The sequence below is a fragment of the Providencia sp. PROV116 genome (assembly GCF_028482485.1).
Taxonomy (GTDB): Bacteria; Pseudomonadota; Gammaproteobacteria; order Enterobacterales; family Enterobacteriaceae; genus Providencia; species Providencia rettgeri.
The window spans coordinates 1-19,357 of the sequence record NZ_JAMPQO010000031.1 but is presented as its reverse complement, the minus strand read 5'-3'; the positions used below and the strand labels follow the sequence as shown (position 1 = coordinate 19,357).

At 36.8% G+C, this 19,357-nt stretch carries 16 protein-coding genes and 1 pseudogene; 9 read left to right on the top strand and 8 right to left on the bottom strand.

All coding sequences use genetic code 11. The features are described 5' to 3' along the window. Nucleotides 1-116: 116 nt before the first annotated feature. A complete protein-coding gene (locus PSE72_RS18090) occupies nucleotides 117-1,034 on the bottom strand; it encodes a bestrophin family protein (protein WP_004912973.1) in 918 nt (305 codons plus the stop codon). A 185-nt stretch (nucleotides 1,035-1,219) separates the two neighbouring features. Next, a complete protein-coding gene (locus PSE72_RS18085; protein ID WP_198641453.1) occupies nucleotides 1,220-1,546 on the bottom strand; it encodes a DUF1090 family protein in 327 nt (108 codons plus the stop codon). Nucleotides 1,547-2,100: 554 nt separating this feature from the next. Between PSE72_RS18085 and PSE72_RS18080 the strand changes: the two are divergent. After that, nucleotides 2,101-3,197, top strand: a pseudogene (locus PSE72_RS18080) (fatty acid desaturase family protein). Between the two features lie 373 nt (nucleotides 3,198-3,570). Further along, nucleotides 3,571-4,515: an ATP-grasp fold amidoligase family protein gene (locus PSE72_RS18075; protein ID WP_109913350.1), complete on the top strand. Its 945-nt coding sequence runs from the start codon at nucleotides 3,571-3,573 to the stop codon at nucleotides 4,513-4,515. A gap of 69 nt (nucleotides 4,516-4,584) precedes the next feature. On the opposite strand, the gene PSE72_RS18070 is transcribed toward PSE72_RS18075, so the two are convergent. Together PSE72_RS18070 and prpR are read right to left on the bottom strand one after the other, a co-directional pair. Continuing rightward, nucleotides 4,585-5,727 (bottom strand): MFS transporter, encoded by a 1,143-nt coding sequence (locus PSE72_RS18070; RefSeq protein WP_004912983.1) that lies wholly within the window; start codon nucleotides 5,725-5,727, stop codon nucleotides 4,585-4,587. Nucleotides 5,728-6,328: 601 nt separating this feature from the next. After that, a complete protein-coding gene (gene prpR, locus PSE72_RS18065; RefSeq protein WP_115166900.1) occupies nucleotides 6,329-7,957 on the bottom strand; it encodes a propionate catabolism operon regulatory protein PrpR in 1,629 nt (542 codons plus the stop codon). Between the two features lie 245 nt (nucleotides 7,958-8,202). Between prpR and prpB the strand changes: the two genes are divergently transcribed. From prpB to PSE72_RS18050, 3 genes are all read left to right on the top strand, one after another. Next, nucleotides 8,203-9,090 carry a methylisocitrate lyase gene (prpB, locus tag PSE72_RS18060; protein ID WP_115166899.1) on the top strand — a complete coding sequence of 296 codons (888 nt, stop codon included), beginning with the start codon at nucleotides 8,203-8,205 and terminating at the stop codon, nucleotides 9,088-9,090. 61 nt (nucleotides 9,091-9,151) lie between these two features. Continuing rightward, on the top strand, nucleotides 9,152-10,315 hold the full coding sequence (prpC, locus tag PSE72_RS18055; protein ID WP_115166898.1) for a bifunctional 2-methylcitrate synthase/citrate synthase: 1,164 nt from the start codon (nucleotides 9,152-9,154) through the stop codon (nucleotides 10,313-10,315). Between the two features lie 11 nt (nucleotides 10,316-10,326). Then, nucleotides 10,327-11,781 (top strand): bifunctional 2-methylcitrate dehydratase/aconitate hydratase, encoded by a 1,455-nt coding sequence (locus PSE72_RS18050; protein ID WP_004912992.1) that lies wholly within the window; start codon nucleotides 10,327-10,329, stop codon nucleotides 11,779-11,781. Nucleotides 11,782-11,853: 72 nt separating this feature from the next. On the opposite strand, the gene PSE72_RS18045 is transcribed toward PSE72_RS18050, so the two are convergent. Further along, entirely contained in the window at nucleotides 11,854-12,909 is a 1,056-nt protein-coding gene (locus PSE72_RS18045; protein WP_336298880.1) for a galactose-1-epimerase, read from the bottom strand. 219 nt (nucleotides 12,910-13,128) lie between these two features. Beyond that, nucleotides 13,129-14,058: a cation diffusion facilitator family transporter gene (locus PSE72_RS18040; protein WP_004912996.1), complete on the bottom strand. Its 930-nt coding sequence runs from the start codon at nucleotides 14,056-14,058 to the stop codon at nucleotides 13,129-13,131. A gap of 300 nt (nucleotides 14,059-14,358) precedes the next feature. Between PSE72_RS18040 and PSE72_RS18035 the strand changes: the two genes are divergently transcribed. Next, on the top strand, nucleotides 14,359-14,796 hold the full coding sequence (locus tag PSE72_RS18035) for a universal stress protein (protein ID WP_115166897.1): 438 nt from the start codon (nucleotides 14,359-14,361) through the stop codon (nucleotides 14,794-14,796). Between the two features lie 48 nt (nucleotides 14,797-14,844). Here the strand turns inward: PSE72_RS18035 and eco are convergent, their stop codons facing one another. After that, the gene (gene eco / locus PSE72_RS18030) at nucleotides 14,845-15,321 is read right to left on the bottom strand and encodes a serine protease inhibitor ecotin (RefSeq protein WP_004913002.1); all 477 of its coding nucleotides are present in this window, start codon (nucleotides 15,319-15,321) and stop codon (nucleotides 14,845-14,847) included. Nucleotides 15,322-15,587: 266 nt separating this feature from the next. Here eco and PSE72_RS18025 point away from each other — a divergent pair, with 266 nt between their 5' ends. From PSE72_RS18025 to PSE72_RS18015, 3 genes are all read left to right on the top strand, one after another. Then, the gene (locus PSE72_RS18025; protein ID WP_004261774.1) at nucleotides 15,588-15,800 is read left to right on the top strand and encodes a DUF465 domain-containing protein; all 213 of its coding nucleotides are present in this window, start codon (nucleotides 15,588-15,590) and stop codon (nucleotides 15,798-15,800) included. Between the two features lie 283 nt (nucleotides 15,801-16,083). Next, nucleotides 16,084-16,449, top strand: coding sequence for a nitrous oxide-stimulated promoter family protein (locus tag PSE72_RS18020; RefSeq protein WP_004913005.1), 366 nt, complete (start codon nucleotides 16,084-16,086; stop codon nucleotides 16,447-16,449). Between the two features lie 728 nt (nucleotides 16,450-17,177). Further along, complete coding sequence (locus tag PSE72_RS18015) at nucleotides 17,178-17,996, top strand: helix-turn-helix transcriptional regulator (RefSeq protein WP_115168261.1); 819 nt, start codon at nucleotides 17,178-17,180, stop codon at nucleotides 17,994-17,996. Between the two features lie 247 nt (nucleotides 17,997-18,243). Here the strand turns inward: PSE72_RS18015 and PSE72_RS18010 are convergent. Beyond that, a partial coding sequence (locus PSE72_RS18010) for a hypothetical protein (protein WP_272691045.1) occupies nucleotides 18,244-19,357 on the bottom strand: 1,114 nt, incomplete at its 5' end.

Sequence of the window (19,357 nt, the reverse complement as noted above, 5' to 3'; positions counted from 1 at the left end):
TGTACAGAATTGCTTATTTTTATGCCCCCAAAATACAAAATAATATTAGGTATAAAGGTTAAACAGTAAAACGTGAATATCACGTTCTACTGTCTTCAATAAGAAATAGATTAACGCTACAACAAGTTAAAGTATTTATCTGGCTGATACTGAGGGGGAAGTGGTTGAATATCTAACATATCCAATGCATTACGTTCAATACTATTACAAATAGCATTAAGCGGTAAATCATTTGCAGCAATCCCAAAAGGATCTTCGAGTTCTTCTGCTAATGCATCCCACGCTAGGAAGGTATAAGAAATAAAAACAGAAACAAATGGCGTCATAAAATGTAGGTCTACGACTAATGCAAAAGGAAGTAACGAACAAAATAGATAGACTGTTCGCTGTAAAATTAACGTATACGCAAACGGGATCGGCGTATTCGAAATACGTTCACAGCCACCAAGTACGTCCGATAATGCATTAATATCTTTATTAATGGCTTGAAAGAGTACATCGCTGATGACTTTTTTATCACGTAATTCCCCCACCTTTAGGCCAATCTGCAACAATATTCGGCTAGTGGGAAACGGACTTCGGATAACCTCATCAAAAATATTTCGAGGTAATAACCGGTACAAGTCAATGATTGGACTGGTTTTTCTTAGTTCGTGTTTAAGGCTCCAACCAAAAGCAATCAACAGATTCGCAAACTCCTTTTGAGCTAATTGGTCATTAGGTAATAACCCTTTAATATTCCTTAAAATATTTCTTTGATTAATTAATAATGAAGCCCAAAGCGTTCGCGCCTCAATCAAACGGCTGTAACAGGCATTATTACGAAAACCGAGGAAGATTGCGATGGCAATCCCCAGTAAGCTAAAAGGAGCAATCGTTAAGTGTATACCTAATCGTTCGTACCATTGAAAACTGAGTACTGCTACGATAGATATCATTATATTTAGAGAAAGCCGAAATGTTATTTTTGACAGTACAGAACCATGCCAGTCGAATAACCGAAAAAACCAGTGCTGATGAGGACGAATAACCATAAGAAGACATATTGTATTAAGATAACGACATTAACTTATTATTTCATTGATTAATTCAATGCGCTATAGCCAAACAAAAATTAAAGTGAATATCACAATAATGATGACACGTGGCAATAGCGCTAAATTCATCCAACACGGTTTTCGTTTATAAATAATATTTGATTTTAATATTACTTAGTTAACTAATTTTTTGCGGATTTTAAACGTTCAATTTCACTTTGTAACGCTTCTATCTGCTGCTCTAAATGATCCGTTTCAGTAAAACTATATCGATGATTTAATTTAGTTGGGCCTGTGGCTCCGGAATAATGGTCGTAGCAGTTATTTTGTACATTTGAAATAGCACGCTCTAACCCCATGACTCTATTTCGATTACCGTGCATTTTGGCATATTTTAGCTGTTTTTCTAATTGATAGATTTTTTTATCACAACCATAATATTTATAACCGGCTTGAGCGGATACTGGAATAATCAGTGTTGATAAAATTATTAACAGTATTTTTTTCATGTCACATTCCTAATTCAAAAAATAATTTACCTGTGGCTATTTCATCATTTTGGCACATTATTAATATAGGTAAGCTCCTAATTTAGCTTAGGCTAAACAAATATAACGAGTAATTAAAATAAACCCACCTAAAATGATAACAATCATTTATTATTAATGATGAGTATTAAGTTAAAATGTTTTTTTTACATGATTTATTACAGACAGACACATTTTTCCCTGATACTTTAATATTAAAGGATTATTCTACAAGGATGTAGCTAGTTTCCGTACCTCAGTAGGTAAGCAATACGTATTATTACCAAATGCTTCATAAAACAACATATCAATCTAATTAATCCATATCTCGTATTTAATCTCTTATCCGCATTAATATTAATTTCTACTATTTTCATCAAAAAAACGCATTTAAATTTTCGAGATTTAATTTTTTCGATGATATCTGATTCAGAATAAGCCTAAACTCCCACCTCCTTTCATATTTGTTTACGACGGTTTACTGAGTAAAGATATACTCTTTGAATATAAAGAAGATAACCTCAAATGAGAATCACATGCATCACACCGAATTCGAACTCAAGTTCGCCAATGCTAACGAACAACAATTTCATACCGCATTAAAACAAGCAAGTCAGGAATATCTGCAAACTAAGCACGATCACGTGTATGCCAGCCTAGCTGACCTTGCTGCAATTGGCGTCTTGTTTATTGTTGCTGTTCTGAGTTATCTTCCAATTCTCATTACAACATCTACCACAGTTTACATATTGTCCTATTTTGTATTTGTCTTACTCATCATGCTATTAAATGTGATTGGCCAACATGACGCCTGCCATAATACCTTATTTAAATCCGGCTGGAAAAATCGGTTATTTGGGCGTTTAGTTACATTACCCTTAGGATTAGAACCGGAATTTTGGCGCACACGCCACGTTCATTATCACCACCATTATGCCAATATCGAACATTATGATTTAGACACTGAAGAAAATGGCATATTCCGCCAAACACCCTTTCAGCGTTGGCGACCTTTTATGAAATATCAACATATTTATTGGCCTTTCGTCGCATCATTGTCACTCACATGGATAGCTCTGGTGTTTGATTGGTCTGATCGAACGGGGAAAACACGCTTAAAAACACAGAAAGTTTTAGAAGGTAAACTAGGTTGGGGGTTATTTTTAGGTAGCAAGATAGGACACTTAATATTGATGCTTGGTATCCCAGTAATAGTGGCTCACCATCATGGGAGCAGCTTAACTGCAATATTTATCACATACTTGTTGAGCCAAATGGTTGCTTCCATTTTTGTAATTTATTTATTATTAGGAACACATTGGGCAGAGACACAGTTTTTTACTGCACCTGAGAATAAACAAATTACGCATGGCTGGTACCACCATAATTTTGTCACGGCTTGTGACTGGCTACAACCCCCCATTTTTTATGGCGCTTAACTGGGGGACTAAATTATCACCTTACACATCATCTTTTCCCTCATTGGCACCATCGCCATTACCCTGCTCTAGCACACATCTTAGCCAAATTGGCCCAACAGTACGATATGCCATACCGTTGTATTGATTACAAACAACTCGTTGCAGCTCAAATACGATTTTTAAAACAAATGGGACAACCGCCACTGCAATAACAATTTTAGTAATTTAAAAAATAACAACTTTCTAAAATGCCATTTCTAAATCCATTGGTTTAGAGGTCATTATCTAAATAAACCCTTAAGGTCTATCTTTCTTGCCTATGTTACACTTTAAATAGGCAATACCCTTATTATTAATGACGAATAATTAAAACGATTGATTTAATTATTGATATAAAAGCATACAGATACCCGGCTATTATTAACAAAATGACCTTTATTTATCTTTTGTTTACTATTTATTTATTAAGAAATTATTAAATTGACCGTTACATTTATTGATGTTTTATTTAAGTTATAAAAAATATAATCAAATAAAAATTAGATTTCATTTACACACTACAATTTTAGAATGGTTGGTGCTCGCATGAAAAAAGCAGAGTATTTTATAAAAAAATTACGTACACTCATTATGAGTGACAAAACATATCTCACTAATAAATTTACTAAAAAACTCAATTACCGCCCTGACTTTAAAGCCCCAAAAAGCTTTAATGAGAAAGTGAATTTTAGAATGTTGCGAGATAAAAACCCATTATATTCACAATTTGCAGATAAACTTACGGTAAGGGAATATATCTCACGTACAATAGGAAATGAATATTTAGTTCCTATCATTGATACTTATAAAAATGTCGATGAAATTGATATAAGCAAACTGCCAGAGCGTTTTGTTTTAAAATGTAATCACGACAGTGGCAGTAGTATTATTTGTCGAAACAAAGCACAATTTAATTGGCTAAAAGCTAAAAACAAATTGGATTTTCATTTAACTAAAAATCTTTACTATATTACTCGAGAGCGTCATTATAAAACTATTCCCGCACAAATTATGTGTGAAGAATATATTGATTTATTCGCTAATAAAAACCGGAAGTTAGTACCAGAAACATGCCGGGTTCATTGTTTTTCCGGTAAGCCTGTCTATGCAGAAATTGACTATACCGACGAATTTGGTAATGAATTTATTAATATTTATGATATCAACTGGCAGTTACAACCCGTGACTTTTGGTTATCCAAACATGCTAGAACCCGTATCTGAACCGCCATTATTCAAAGAGATGTTACGGTTAGCAGAAATACTCGTCACTCCTTTTGATTATTGCCGAGCTGATTTTTTGATGTCTGATGAAAATACGTTGTATTTCAGCGAACTCACTTTCGCTCCAAATGCAGGTAGAACAAAAATATCACCGCTGTCATGGGATTTCAAATTAGGGGAGCTTTGGGAACAACGTATTGTACGTAACACTAGGCATTCCCCCATTGAAGCACAACTGGCACCTTCAACCGTGAATAAAAAGAAATAATTAGAATACAAAAAAGCTCTGCAATAATTCACAGAGCTTTTTATTTATTGGTTTTATTTGTTGATAAAATTAATTTGCTAACACACTAGCCTTGCGACGTAAGCTGGCAATTAACATATAAATTGCAGTTACTAACAGCACAATAAAGAAAAAATTCACTAAACCATTATGTTGGCCTAAAAATGTTCCGGCGGCGATAGGCCCCATTGCTGAACCGATACTGTAACTAAACAACATCACCTGAGTTGCTGCCACAATGTAGGAGGAATCTAGGCTATCACACGCCAATGTTATCGCTACCGGGTATAAGGCAAAAGTTGACATACCGAGTAACGCTAAAGCAACGATCATCACCAAATAATCACTCGAAATATAAATAACACCCATCGCAAAAACACCTAATAATGAAACCATTGCAAGCAACAAGGTTTTACTCATTAAGATAGATAATTTACTAACAACTGGCTGTATTAACATCCCACCAAGAATAATTGAGGCCATCAACACACCGACTTGGTCAGTGGTGAATTGGTCTTTTTTCAATGATAACGGCATTAGCCCATAAATAGTTCCCATAGTAATACCAGAAACCATACAGCCAATAATTGCAGGTTTACTTAAACGAGCAATTTTTTTCAATGAGAGTTTCTGATGAGAACCACTTTCTGGCTGACCTTGGCGCACTAATAACGGTGGCATTACCGCTAATAATAATAACCCTAATACCACCATAAATGGATAGGCACCATGGGTTCCAATGACACCAATAGCAAGCTGGCCAAGTGTTGTTCCGCCATACAATGACGTCATATAAAAACTTAAACGTTTAGCACGCTCTTTCGGATTATCGCCAATCAATAACCAAGACTCGACAACCACAAAAATCCCCGCCACCGCAACCCCTGCAATTAAGCGGTTTGGCAACCAAGCTTCAATGGTTGGCGTCCATGGCAATACGATAACTGTTGCGGCAAGCATCAATAAAAAACCAATAAACGCAAGACGATGGCCTATTTTGGCAATAATAGGTTCAATTAACATTGAGCCAATTAATAAACCAATATAATACGCGCTCGCTAACCAGCCGGCATATTGCGTATCAATACCAAAGCTTCCCATCGATAATGGGATTAAGCTCATTAAATAACCCGATGCAATAGCAAAAATCGTTAACCCTGCAACAGGAACGAATGCATTGTCGCGTTTGCGCATGATAATAGTAGTGGACTGATTCACGCCCCACTCTCCAACTAACAAAATAAATAATATGCGCTGCAACTACATCGTAGAATACGACAACATTGTGTTCCCAAGAAAGAATACATTTCGGCGATTAGTGCAGTAGTAAAAAAACAAAGATAAGACTAATTTGAGCGCAATATAGAACGTTCAATCACGAAGTTAAAATGAGAAAATCTAATGGTGACTAACAAAATAATTTATGTGAGAAAAATCACGTTTTTTTTGTAGGTAAACCCTGTTCAAAAACGGCAAGAAAAAGAAACTAATTACTTAAATAACAGTTATTTATAAAAACAACATGCAAAACCACCCCTGTTACTTTTAGATACAACTTAAACTAAATATAAGGAACCTAAAAAGTGCTTAATCACAAAAAAAATTATTTATTGTTTTCTCCTGCTGCATAAGCTGATTGATAAAGCAAATTTGCCTTGCTCAATTTACTAAAACAATTTATTTCACTTTTTTGTTTGTTATTCCCTTATTTTTTCTTTTTATTTAAAAATTAATGGAGATTCATTAAAATTTAGTGAAAACACTATAAATCGAATTAAGGGAATGCATAAAAATACTAATTCTTACTCTTCCTTGGTGCAATACGAGAATTCGGTCTGGAGGAATAGGAGGAAAGTCGGCGCCATAACGTAGTCCTACTAATTCCTAAATACTCGGCCACCGCTTTACGATCCCCATTAAATCTTGCCATTACGTCTTCTAATGGTTCATGTGATTTATCTTTTATTACGACATCCTTGTGTTCGCTACCCTGCCTTTCTGGGGATAAACTTATTAGCATTTGTGTTGTGATCGCTTTTTCCGGGTAAGCACTGCAATACAGCGCGACCCGCTCCATTAAGTTTCTGAGTTCTCGAACATTGCCGGGCCATGAATACTCAAGAAAAAATTCTTTACATACAATTAGTTGCTGTACACGAAAGGAAGGTAAAGGCAATCTTAATCCTGCAAAGGCTAATTTAAGCAGCCGCTCCGCTAATACAAAAATATCATCGCCACGTTCATTGAGCGCTGGTACTCGCATTCTTAGTACCCCGAGCCGATAAAATAGATCAGCTCGAAAGCGCCCTTCTTTTACCCAACCGTCTAAATCACAGTGGGTTGCACAAATGACCCGAACATTGACTTGTAACGGTTTATACCCACCAACTCGCACTACCGAACGCTCTTCGAGCACTCGTAATAACTTTGTTTGTAATGCAATAGGCATTTCACCAATTTCATCTAAAAACAGTGTTCCCCCATTCGCCAGTTCAAATAAGCCTGCTCGGCCACCGCGGCGAGACCCCGTAAAAGCACCTTCTTCATAGCCAAATAATTCGGCTTCTAATAATGTTTCAGGTATTGCTCCGCAGTTTACGGCCACAAAAGGCATTTGTTGTTTACTTCGCTTATGTTGATTAAATAAGGTATATTCGTGATGAATGGCTTGTGCCACCATCTCTTTCCCTGTTCCACTCGCACCTTGAACCAATACCGTTGCATCAGAGCGTGCATATAACATAATGGTTTGCCTAACACGCTCCATCTGTAATGACAAACCAATCAGGTCATTAATGGTATAACGAACTTTTGCAGGATTAGGGGGGAGATATTTGTCTTGCGAATGGTTTTCACGCCTCGACATCAGGCTTAATTCGATAGCATCTGAAAATGCTTGCCGTATGGTTTGTGTGGAATAAACAAAAACCCCTGTCATCCCCATTTCATCTGCTAAGTCCATGATTAACCCTGCGCCCACCACAACGGAGATCCCCAAAGCTTTCAGTGCCTTAAGCTGAGCCCTCGCATCCTCTGCGGTAACATAGCTACGCTGTTCAATTTGCAAACCAAAACGCTGCTGAAATTCATCTAATGACGAAAGCGGTTTTTTATAATTAATAATCCCAATTTTATCGCTAATCTCCCGGGCTTTGGTTAATGCCTGCATAACATCGAACCCACTGATTTTTACGTTAATAATGGGAACTGAAACATGACTTTTTAAATAAGCACCATTTGAACCCGCACTAATAATGGCGTCACAATGCCCTTCCTGTAATCGTTGGCGAACAGCCTCTACCGCCTGTTCAAAACCAAGATTAAGTGGTGTGATTTCCGCTTGTTCACTAAATTCTGGGCTGATATCTCGAAACAGTGTAAATAACCGGGACACTGAAACCGTCCAAATAATCGGTTTATCCATCATCGCCATACCTTCTCATCGTGTTTCATTTCCGTTTCACTTAACAATATATTGTTTCAATGAAACATTCCAACTGATTATTTTAACTTTGTTTTTTCTATCACAAACCAGAAAAATCAATATCCAATTGATTTTTAATACATTTATATTTCCACGCCTCTTAATTCAAGGTTGGCACGCCAATTGCTATATGACTATTGTTACCCTAATCTCATTACAACTGATTAACATTTTATGAGGCCGCTATGTCATCATTTAGTGCAGGACACAAATTTCGCGAGGCTATCAAGCAAGAGTCGCCATTGCAGCTTGTTGGAACGATCAATGCCAACCACGCACTCCTTGCAAAACAAGCTGGCTATAAAGCTATTTATTTATCAGGGGGTGGCGTAGCCGCAGGATCATTAGGTATGCCTGACTTAGGTATTTCAACGTTAGATGATGTTTTAATTGATATTCGACGCATTACCGACGTCTGTGACTTACCACTAATGGTTGACGCCGATATTGGCTTTGGCCCTTCCGCTTTTAACGTTGCCCGTACCGTGAAATCCTTTTGTAAAGCAGGTGCAGCAGGGTTACATATTGAAGACCAAGTGGGTGCCAAACGTTGTGGCCACCGCCCTAATAAAGAAATTGTTTCGACACAAGAAATGGTCGACCGCATCAAAGCAGCTGTTGATGCACGAACCGATGACAGTTTTGTGATTATGGCTCGAACTGATGCATTAGCGGTAGAAGGCATTGATGCCGCACTGGAACGTGCACAAGCTTACTTAGACGCAGGCGCGGACATGCTTTTCCCAGAAGCTATTACAGAACTCTCTATGTATCAAAAATTTACAAATAACACCTCTGCTCCCGTACTGGCCAATTTAACTGAATTTGGCCAAACCCCACTGTTTACTCTTGATGAATTACGCAGTGTTGGCATTGCCATCGCACTATATCCACTTTCTGCATTTCGCGCCATGAACAAAGCGGCTGAACAGGTTTATACAACATTACGTAAAGAAGGCACGCAAAAAAGTGTCATTCCGCTAATGCAAACTCGAGAAGAGCTGTATCAGAGTATTCATTATTACGATTATGAGCAAAAACTGGATGCATTATTTTCACAGAAAAAATCTTAATTTTTAATTACTTATTATTACCGAAAGTTGCATTACCTCAGTCCCCTACAAGGAATAAATGATGAATGAACAACTTAACCACACTGAAACTCCTCAATTTAAACCTAAAAAATCAGTTGCACTTTCTGGTGTAGCAGCCGGAAACACGGCCCTTTGTACCGTTGGGCGTAATGGTAATGACCTGCATTATCGCGGGTTTGATATTCACGACTTGGCAACACAATGTGAATTTGAAGAAATCGCACATTTGCTCATCCATGAAAGGCTCCCTACGGCAACTGAACTCGTTGCATACAAAGAAAAACTGCAATCCCTTCGAGGGTTACCGGCAAACGTTAAACAGACGTTAGAATCAATACCCGCTAACGCACACCCGATGGATGTCATGCGCACAGGCGTATCAATGATGGGCTGTGTTTTACCAGAAAAAGAATCGCACCCTTTTTCTGGTGCTAGAGATATCGCTGATCGCTTATTAGCATCATTAGGGTCGATATTGTTGTACTGGTACCACTTTAGCCACCATGGACGGCGTATTGAAACCCAAACAGATGATGATTCGATTGGTGCGCATTTCTTACACCTATTACACGGTAAAAAACCTCCTGCTCAATGGGAAAAATTCATGCATATTACGGCAATTTTATATGCGGAACATGAATTTAACGCATCCACATTTGCAGCAAGGGTTATTGCTGGGACAGGTACGGATTTTTACTCAGCGATGACAGGGGCAATTGCCGCGCTGCGTGGTCCAAAACATGGCGGCGCAAATGAAGTTTCTTTAGAAATTCAGCAACGTTATGCCTCGATGGACGAAGCGGAACACGATATTACCGCACGCATTAAAAATAGTGAGGTTATCATTGGTTTTGGCCATCCAGTTTATACCCTCGCAGACCCTCGCCATCCCATTATCAAATCTGTTGCTTTACAGTTATCAGAACAAAGCTTAAACCGGCATCTTTATACCGTTGCGGATCGCATTGAGTCCGTGATGAAACGTGAGAAAAACATGTTTCCCAACTTAGATTGGTTTTCGGCTGTGGCTTATCACCTGATGGGCATCCCCACCGCTATGTTTACCCCGTTATTTGTTATGGCGCGTACCGCTGGCTGGTCAGCCCATATTATTGAACAACGACAAGATAACAAAATTATTCGTCCTTCAGCCAACTACATTGGGCCTGAAAATCAATTATTTACTCCTATAGAACAGCGTTAAAAGGTAACCTAATGACAACACAAACCGTGCGTTCGCAACAAATTGAATTTGATAAAGTGATCAGCGATATTGTTGATTATGTAATGGATTACCCGATTATTTCTGACCTAGCCTATGATACAGCTTATCATTGCCTGCTCGACACGCTGGGTTGCGGTATGGAATCCCTTGAATATCCCGCATGTAAAAAATTACTAGGGCCTATAGTGCCAGGGACAATTGTGCCAAATGGAGCAAAAATCCCAGGCACACAATTTCAATTAGATCCTGTGCAAGGCGCTTTTAATCTTGGTACCATGTGCCGCTGGCTCGATTTTAATGACACGTGGCTTGCTGCCGAATGGGGCCATCCATCAGATAACCTTGGCGGTATTTTGGCAACGGCTGACTGGCTTTCACGTGAAAACATTGCTAAAGGCAAAGCGCCACTAGTCATTAGAGATGTTTTGACTGCATTAATTAAAGCGCATGAAATTCAAGGTTGTATTGCGTTAGAAAACGCCTTTAACCAAGTTGGCCTTGATCATGTCATTTTAGTTAAAGTAGCCTCAACTGCGGTTGTTGCACATTTATTAGGGCTGGAAAGAGATCAAATTCTCAATGCCGTTTCCCAAGCATGGATTGATGGGCACAGCTTACGTACCTACCGCCATAGCCCCAATACAGGGTCCCGTAAATCATGGGCAGCCGGTGATGCCACATCCCGTGCAGTTCGGTTGGCTTTAATGGCTCAAAAAGGAGAAATGGGCTACCCAACGGCGCTAACCGCAAAAACATGGGGCTTCTACGATGTTTTATTTAATGGACAACCACTGCGTTTTCAACGCCCTTATGGCTCATATGTCATGGAAAATGTGTTGTTTAAGATTTCTTTCCCTGCTGAGTTTCATTCCCAAACAGCGGTAGAAGCAGCTTTACAACTCTATCAAACCCTTGAGAAATTAGGGAAATCGGCACAAGATATTGAGTCTATTGCCATTCGTACCCATGAGGCTTGTATTCGTATTATTGATAAAAAAGGCCCATTAAATAACCCGGCAGATAGAGATCATTGCATCCAATATATGGTTGCTATCCCATTAATTTTTGGCCGTTTAACCGCTGCTGATTATGAAGACAATATTGCCAAAGATGCGCGTATTGATGCATTACGTGCAAAAATGTATTGCACCGAAGATGCACAGTTTACTCGAGATTATCATGATCCTGAAAAACGTTCGATTAGCAACGGGTTAACCATCACATTGAAAGATGGGCAAGTGCTTGATGAAGTTGTTATCGAATACCCAGTTGGTCACAAACGCCGCCGCAAAGAGGGTATGCCATTGTTATTGAATAAATTTAGAATTAATTTAGCAAGGCAATTCCCAGAAGCCCAACAAATTCGAATTCTAAAAGCCTCTCTCGATAAACCCATGCTAGAAAAAATGCCCGTCAATGAATATCTGGATTTGTTTGTTATTTAAGTCTAAATAATTATTAACCAGTAATTCAATTCAGCGCCTTAATATAGAGGCGCTGAATATTCACCTGCTAGATTAGAAAATAAATTGGTAACGAGTTTGGCTTCGATACACTTGTTGAGAAAGAGCAATCGAGCTGTATCGCGTGCCCCTCTCCGAATGATTAATGGCGTCTGTTGGAAACTGAGTAGCCATCACTACCCCTGAATAAGGGACATACGTTCGGGTTTTCCCTGACGTTGCAAGCAAGTTATTTCCACTGTACACATGTAATGCAGGTTGCGTAGTGGCGATATTGAGACATACATCACCACTTGGTGCGCTGAGAGTTGCGACTGTCTGCTCGCCATCAGTTAATGCGTTATTTAATATAAACGTATGGTCATATCCTCCAACACGACGCTGCACATCAGCTTGTAAAAAATCCCGGCCAATTCGCTTACTTTGGCGAAAATCAAAATTTGTTTCTGCAACATTATGCCATTCCCCCGTTGGAATACCGTCCATATCTGTTGGCAAATATTGGTCTGCATCAATATATAAATCATGCTCTAAAGCCGTTCTAACCGAATCCTCTCCTGCTAAGTTAAAATAGATGTGATTCGCAAGGTTAACAGGGCAAGCCTCGGTAACTTGGTAGTTATGATGGATAACCACTTGATTATCTTCTGTAAGTTCATAACTCACTTCAACGTCTAACTGGCTCGGAAAACCTTGTTCGCCAGCAGGAGACGCCAAAGAAAAAATAGCTTTCTGTGGAGTTGGTTGAAAAATACCCCATATACGATGACTAAAATTATATTTTCCACCACGCTGATAATGTATACCTTGGTTATTCGTTACCTGATATTTTTGTTCATTTAGCATAAATTGTGAGTTATTTATATGGTTAGCTACTCGCCCGACTATCGAACCAAGATATACCCCTTGCTCCATCTGTTTCGCCATATTGGGTGAACCCAAAATAACATCTCGTTTTCCTGCTGCTACCGGAAGTATACAGCTAACCCAACTAGCCCCAAGGCTACTAAGAATGACCTTCATACCATTTTTATTTGTAAGAGCAATAACTTTTGGGGCGCGAAATGTCTGACATTGTTCTTGAGTTAACCGCATTTTTTCCTCAATCATTCAATAATCACTATAGAGTACAAATTTGTAGAGTTTGCTACATGTTCCCTATACTTTGAACAAATACTATATTGTGCCATTATGAAACAACGTATTAATTTTCGCCTTGTTATCAACTGGGTGCAATAATTAATAAGTCGTTTTTATATAATAGCTTGCAATAAAAAACCGAGCCACTTTAAAGCTCGGTTCTTATCGAAAAATAAAATAAACGTATGATTAATGCTTAACATCTTTATCATAAGGGTCAAGGTGAGTCATAACATCTAAAATTAATGGGTTTTCCATCAACTTGTTACGTACATTTACCGCAATCTCATGGCCAACAGTAATACTCATATTTCCATCAAGTTCTAGATGCACATCTACTAATAAAAAATCACCCGACTTACGTGTTTTTAAATCATGATATCCCGATAACTCACTTATATTATCTAAAACAGAACGAATTTCCTGCAAAGTTTCCTCATTCGCGCCTTTATCCATTAAGTCTTGCATCGATTGATTCGTAAATTTGAACCCCATGCGAAAAACAAAAGTCCCGACAATGAGGGCAGCAATCGGGTCAAAAATACGTAAACCGCATAAACTCCCAATAATACCGATGGCAACAACTAATGAAGAAGCGGCATCAGAGCGTGCATGCCAAGCATTTGCAACTAACATACTCGAATTCACTTTGTTAGCAACATGAAGCATATATCTAAATAAACCTTCTTTTGCCACTAAAGCGATCAGTGCAGCGACCAAAGCTATGGTATGTACTTCAGGAATTAAATCTGGGTTGAGTAACTTTTCAATAGCAGACCAAACCATCCCCACACCAACAATTAATAAAATTATTCCTAATATTAATGAGGCACCATTTTCATAACGAAAATGGCCATAGGGGTGATCTTCATCAGGTTTTTTATGGCTTTTTTTATTCGCGATTAATACGACAAAATCAGCAATTAAATCAGACAAGGTATGGATACCATCAGCAACTAGCCCTGAAGAATGTGAAATAACACCAATAATTATCTGCCAAATGGATAAGAGTGTATTAACAACGACACTGATGAGTGTACTTTTCTTCGCTGCATTAAATTTTATTTGCTGTAGCTCGAGCTCACTTTTTTTCTTGGGCGAGGCATTATTCATATTCATATGATGTATTCTTTAATGAAAAACAAAATAATTATCATTCAAATAAACCTTTTAAATCAATTGGTTAATGATATTTAAAATCAATAATCGCATAGTTCCTGTTAAAAGTCTCACTAATAATTGTAAACAAAGGGTGACTCAACAATAATTATCCTTTATTTTCAAATAATTAATTATATTTACCTTAACTCTAAGCGATAAATACGCACGTTATAGCATTTATTACTTTCCATTTAACTTATGATATATTGAAGATAAGCCTTTGTAATTAATTTCAAATAACACGAAAATGAGGTCGCTATGTATAAAAAAATCCTAGTTCCTATTGATTTGTTAGAAGATGAGTTGAACCAAGAGATCATCAAACACGTTGAGGCACTAGCACAACTAAGCTCAGCCGAAATTCATTTTCTATCCGTTATTCCAAGTCTTGAATTATTTTTTGGTATTGAAATTGCCGCCTTACCAGAAAGCAATAAAGATTCTGCAGAACGCTCAGTTCTCGCAATGCGTGCATTAGAAGAGGTCATTAAAGATATCAAAGTTGCTGATGAACGTATTAACTGCAAAGTTGGTATTGGTTCCGCCAAAGACGAAATTTTGGATTATGCGCAAGAAATTGGTGCCGACCTAATAGTTATTGGCTCTCATCACCCAAGCACTTCAACCTACCTATTAGGCTCCACAGCATCCGCTATTGTGCGCCATGCGAAAACATCTGTATTTGTTATTCGCTAAATTAATTGCTATAAAAAATGCCGCTAAATGCGGCATTTTCTTGAATATTTATTTATTAACTGAATCAATTAATTTATCGTCTGTAGACCAGATGCGATATTTCACTTGCATATCTTTTGGAGCATAAACCACAATTGGTAGCTTGCTGTTATAACGCACAAATGCATCATCACCTAACTGAGTTGTCACAAAACGGTCTTTTGCCGGCTCAGAACATCCCATCATGGTAGACGCAGGGCCTTTTACTTCGTCGAGTTTATAATAATCATAACCCCAACCTTCTAATGTCTTTTTGTCTAGGTCACCCATAAACCATTGGCGGTTACAATCTGCTTTGATCGTTTTTCCAATAACTAACTCAACCATAAAGTCATTTTCATTTTGTTGCTTGGTTAATTCAATTACATGACGAGTCATACCCGATTCAGCTTTTGGATATGGCGCGATCTTTTCCAAATCTTCCGTTGCTACTGCACAAGATGAAATTAGTGCCGCTGCCATTACAGATAAAATCGCTTTTTTCATTATTTATTCCTATTTAAGAACATAAAACTAATTTTTAAAACCAGACTTTTATACATATTAAGTCATTTACGTCGTAATTATCACTATAGATGATTCTTAATTACAAAAATAGAGATAACTCAGGTAAAGCAATGTAATACGACTTAATTCTAGTAGAAAGATCATAAAACTAATAAAAATTATGTAAATTACAAGCTATTTGGATGTACAAAATGTACGCAATGTTTATACTGAATCTGAGGCTTAATACATTCTGAGGAGGTAGTATGTTATCAGCAGATCAAGATTTAGTTTCAAAATTAATCTCTACACATCCCCGTTTTCAGACTCTTTATGAAAAACACCATCAACTCGACAAAGAAATCAGTAAATTAGAAGGTCCTTCTGGAGCTGGTTACAATGAGCATGTCGCTAAGCTAAAAAAAGAAAAATTACATCTTAAAGATGAAATGCAAAAGATAATGCTCTCGAGTCAATAGCTTATCACGATAATAATATCTGGTATTTTTCTCACATAACGAAAATCACAAACTTAGCTAACATTCTAAAAATGACGATATTATATTGATTCATTTAGTCTTAGCTAAGTGGTTTTTCACACTAATATAAGAGGGTAATTTTTTACCCTCTTTTTATTGCGTCTAAAAATTCACCATTTAATTGAGCTCTATCAATAAAAACACGAATAAATCATCATTAGCTAACCATTCGCCTCTTAAAATTGTATATTAAATATATGTTTTAATTCTCTAAGGACTTTCTATGGTTGGCAAACGCATTCATCGTGAAATTAAAACGATTGAAAAAATGATAAAAATCTATGAAAAAGCCTACCCTGCGCCACTAGAATCTCCTGATTTTTATCAAAAATTATTTTCCTATGCCGTTAATAGGCTAGAAAAATGCCGGTATGGGGAAGAAAAACCAGCATGTAAACAATGTCCAATCCATTGTTACCAACCCAAAATGCGGGAACAAATGAAGCTAGTTATGCGCTGGGCTGGCCCTAAAATGTTAATCCATCACCCAATACTCGCTATACGCCATTTAATTGATGATCGTAAACCTGTTCCTGATTTACCTACCAAAGTAAATAAACGCACAGCTCGGAAGCAAGAACCTCGATAAGCGTAACCATAACTCAAACTAACCCTCTACTTAAGCAAAATACAGTATAAGGAGAAGTAATAAAATACGGGTATATTAAACAATAATAAGCGAGAAAAGTAATAACAAGAAAAAACTATTTATCAAAACATATATTTAAAATACCTATCAGAGCCATCATTCAAACCTATCTACTAAAAAATGAGACTCAAGTCACACCTTAACAGCAATTACCCTCATATTAATAAATAATATTAATCGATACGATTATAAACAAAAATAAATGAAGTTAGTAATTAATTATTACATTAATGAAATTAATCAATAATAGTTTTAACGAATTCTAATATCATCATTAGCATAGCTAAAATTCATATTACTATACTAAAAATGATAAGTGAGCAGAAAGTAGAAAAAAAACACATTTTATGTGTAATAAACAATAATATATTAACAACCGACTAATTTTATTAATTTAGAATTTTAATCTAAACTAATTAAAATTATAGGAATAAACAGAAAAAATACCATTTTAAAACCAATAAATACCGAGCTAATTGCAGAAAAAGATCGGAAAATATATATTTGGAAACATTTATTTATATTTGGAATTACAATGTGACACAAAATTAATCGATTTATATAATTTCAAACATACTAATAACATCCATGCTTTATATCACCAGGTGGAAATTGTTGAACATTTAATTTTGAAGTTATATTTAAATACAATTAATGAAGGTATCGTCATGCAAGTAGTAAATTCACCAAATCAATACGTAATTAAACAAATAAAAGTTAATAGTAACGCAGCTCATCACATTATCGATTTAGAAACCAAAGGGCTTTTAATCGTAGAGCAAGGCTCGGTATTACTAGAAACCCCATCTAACTCTCAACGTTTAAATGAAGGTGATATCTTATATCACAAACAAGGCGCTTACTCATTGCAGCTCGCTGAAACAACAAATTGTGATTTACTTTGGATTTCTTTAGATGATAAGTTTTTACGTAACTTCATCTCCAATCATGGTGCTGAGTTAAGTGGAATAGACCGCGGTGAAGGCTTACCATGTGATGTAATTAAATTTAATTCTTCTCCTCTCATTAACGAAATTAAAGCAAGCTTAAATGCATTTATCAATAATGAATACCCTGATGTTATCTTCTCACTCAGAGTAAGCGAGTTATTATTATTACTGAGCTACAGTGAACAAGGTGCTTTATTGTTATCTAATTTTAGACAGCTGAGTAGTCGCCAAGTAGAGCGTTTGCAATTATTTATGGAAAATAATTATCTTAAGGAGTGGAGATTAAGTGAGTTTGCACGTACTTTTGGCATGGGGTTAACAACCTTTAAAGAGCTGTTCAATACCGTTTATGCTACATCACCACGTTCTTGGATTAGTGAAAAACGTATTATGTATGCACACCAGTTATTAATTAACACAACAATGAGTATTGTTGAAGTTTCAATGGAAGCTGGTTTTTCAAGTCAATCTTACTTCACTCAAACTTATCGAAAAAGATTTGGATACACTCCGAGTCGGTCAAGAATAGCAGCTTAACCGCTCAGTAATATTCAAACTCATGCCCTGTCAGTTATAGAAATATAATCTGGCAGAACGGCAAGCAGCTCTCCCCCTTTTAAGTATTCACCTAAACTTCTTATACTTCTTATACTTCTTATACTTCTTATACTACTTATACTTCTTATACTTCTTATACTCCCTTTTAAATTAATACATCACAAAAAAGGTAATTTGCCTTTTCAGTGACAAATTACCTTTAAGATAAACTTAGACAAAAATTATATTATTTTGCTTTAATTATTTTCAAATCAATAATTGACATGGAGTTTGGTGGTACTTCACCAGGTATACCTTCAACACCATACCCTCCTTCAGGCTTAATATATACCTTAACCATGCCCCCTTCCCCTGCTCGTTCTACAAAGGAATTTAATGGAGCTGGTAACTGGCTATAAGGCAATGTGACAGGGTTTTGATCGGTGTACAATACTGTAACCTTACCATCCGTCAATTGTTCCCTCATAATAAAAGTTACATCTTTATTTTTGACGTCTTTTATCGGTGAGCCTGCTTGCATGATCTTATAGTAAGTGTTGTTATCGAGCTTACTGTATTTTTGAGCAGTAATTTGTTCAATAATCTTTTGGTTTTTCTTCGCATTTTCTGCAGCGATCGCTTTTAAATCTTTACTAGGCGGAACTCGTCCAGCCAAACCTGTATTCGTTTTTGATCCACTTCTCGCTTTTAATGCATCATTTTCATCTTGTAGTTGAGTTATCAATCGGTTCAAGTCCGCAATTTGTAATTTTAAAGTTTCATCACTCGAAATGGATTTACGCGAATCTAACTCTGTTTGTAATTTTTTCAATTTCTCTTGTGCTAATGCTAATTCTTTCTGAGAAGTCGTTTTTAAATCACCAAAAAGCTTATTTGTGTCTGCCAGTTTTTGCTCAACCTCAGACTGTTTCTTTGTTTTAGCCGCTATATCACTTTCAAGTTTGTTAATTTTGTCTTCTTGAGACTTAGTCTGCTTAACAAATTGCTGATTTTGCTGCTCAAGTTTTCTCTTCTCATTTTCTTGGGCAGTAAGAGCATCATTAATTGATTTTTTCTCAGATTCTAACTTAGCTAAAGCTGATTCTTTCTGTTTCAATAGGGCAATCTGTTTATTTAAGTTTATTGTTAGCTCTTTAACTTGCTTGTCACTTGCTTGCCCTATTAGCGCTGTTTGTTTTTCAACATCTTTTTGTAACTTCAACAGGTCTGCGTTGGCTTGCTTCAGCTGCGCTTGTGCGGTGGCATAACTCTGCTCTTGCTGGCTGAGTTTTGCCTGCAAGTCCGCCTGCTGTTTTTCACTGTTCGCAAACTGTTTTGACAACGCATTTTGCGTCGCTTGC

Excerpts from the sequence above, each read along its gene's own strand:
- PSE72_RS18090 (WP_004912973.1), bottom strand. The coding sequence starts at position 1,034 with ATGGTTATTCGTCCTCATCAGCACTGGTTTTTTCGGTTATTCGACTGG.
- PSE72_RS18085 (WP_198641453.1), bottom strand. The coding sequence starts at position 1,546 with ATGAAAAAAATACTGTTAATAATTTTATCAACACTGATTATTCCAGTA.
- PSE72_RS18075 (WP_109913350.1), top strand. The coding sequence starts at position 3,571 with ATGAAAAAAGCAGAGTATTTTATAAAAAAATTACGTACACTCATTATG.
- PSE72_RS18070 (WP_004912983.1), bottom strand. The coding sequence starts at position 5,727 with ATGCGCAAACGCGACAATGCATTCGTTCCTGTTGCAGGGTTAACGATT.
- prpR (WP_115166900.1), bottom strand. The coding sequence starts at position 7,957 with ATGGATAAACCGATTATTTGGACGGTTTCAGTGTCCCGGTTATTTACA.
- prpB (WP_115166899.1), top strand. The coding sequence starts at position 8,203 with ATGTCATCATTTAGTGCAGGACACAAATTTCGCGAGGCTATCAAGCAA.
- prpC (WP_115166898.1), top strand. The coding sequence starts at position 9,152 with ATGAATGAACAACTTAACCACACTGAAACTCCTCAATTTAAACCTAAA.
- PSE72_RS18050 (WP_004912992.1), top strand. The coding sequence starts at position 10,327 with ATGACAACACAAACCGTGCGTTCGCAACAAATTGAATTTGATAAAGTG.
- PSE72_RS18045 (WP_336298880.1), bottom strand. The coding sequence starts at position 12,909 with ATGATTGAGGAAAAAATGCGGTTAACTCAAGAACAATGTCAGACATTT.
- PSE72_RS18040 (WP_004912996.1), bottom strand. The coding sequence starts at position 14,058 with ATGAATATGAATAATGCCTCGCCCAAGAAAAAAAGTGAGCTCGAGCTA.
- PSE72_RS18035 (WP_115166897.1), top strand. The coding sequence starts at position 14,359 with ATGTATAAAAAAATCCTAGTTCCTATTGATTTGTTAGAAGATGAGTTG.
- eco (WP_004913002.1), bottom strand. The coding sequence starts at position 15,321 with ATGAAAAAAGCGATTTTATCTGTAATGGCAGCGGCACTAATTTCATCT.
- PSE72_RS18025 (WP_004261774.1), top strand. The coding sequence starts at position 15,588 with ATGTTATCAGCAGATCAAGATTTAGTTTCAAAATTAATCTCTACACAT.
- PSE72_RS18020 (WP_004913005.1), top strand. The coding sequence starts at position 16,084 with ATGGTTGGCAAACGCATTCATCGTGAAATTAAAACGATTGAAAAAATG.
- PSE72_RS18015 (WP_115168261.1), top strand. The coding sequence starts at position 17,178 with ATGCAAGTAGTAAATTCACCAAATCAATACGTAATTAAACAAATAAAA.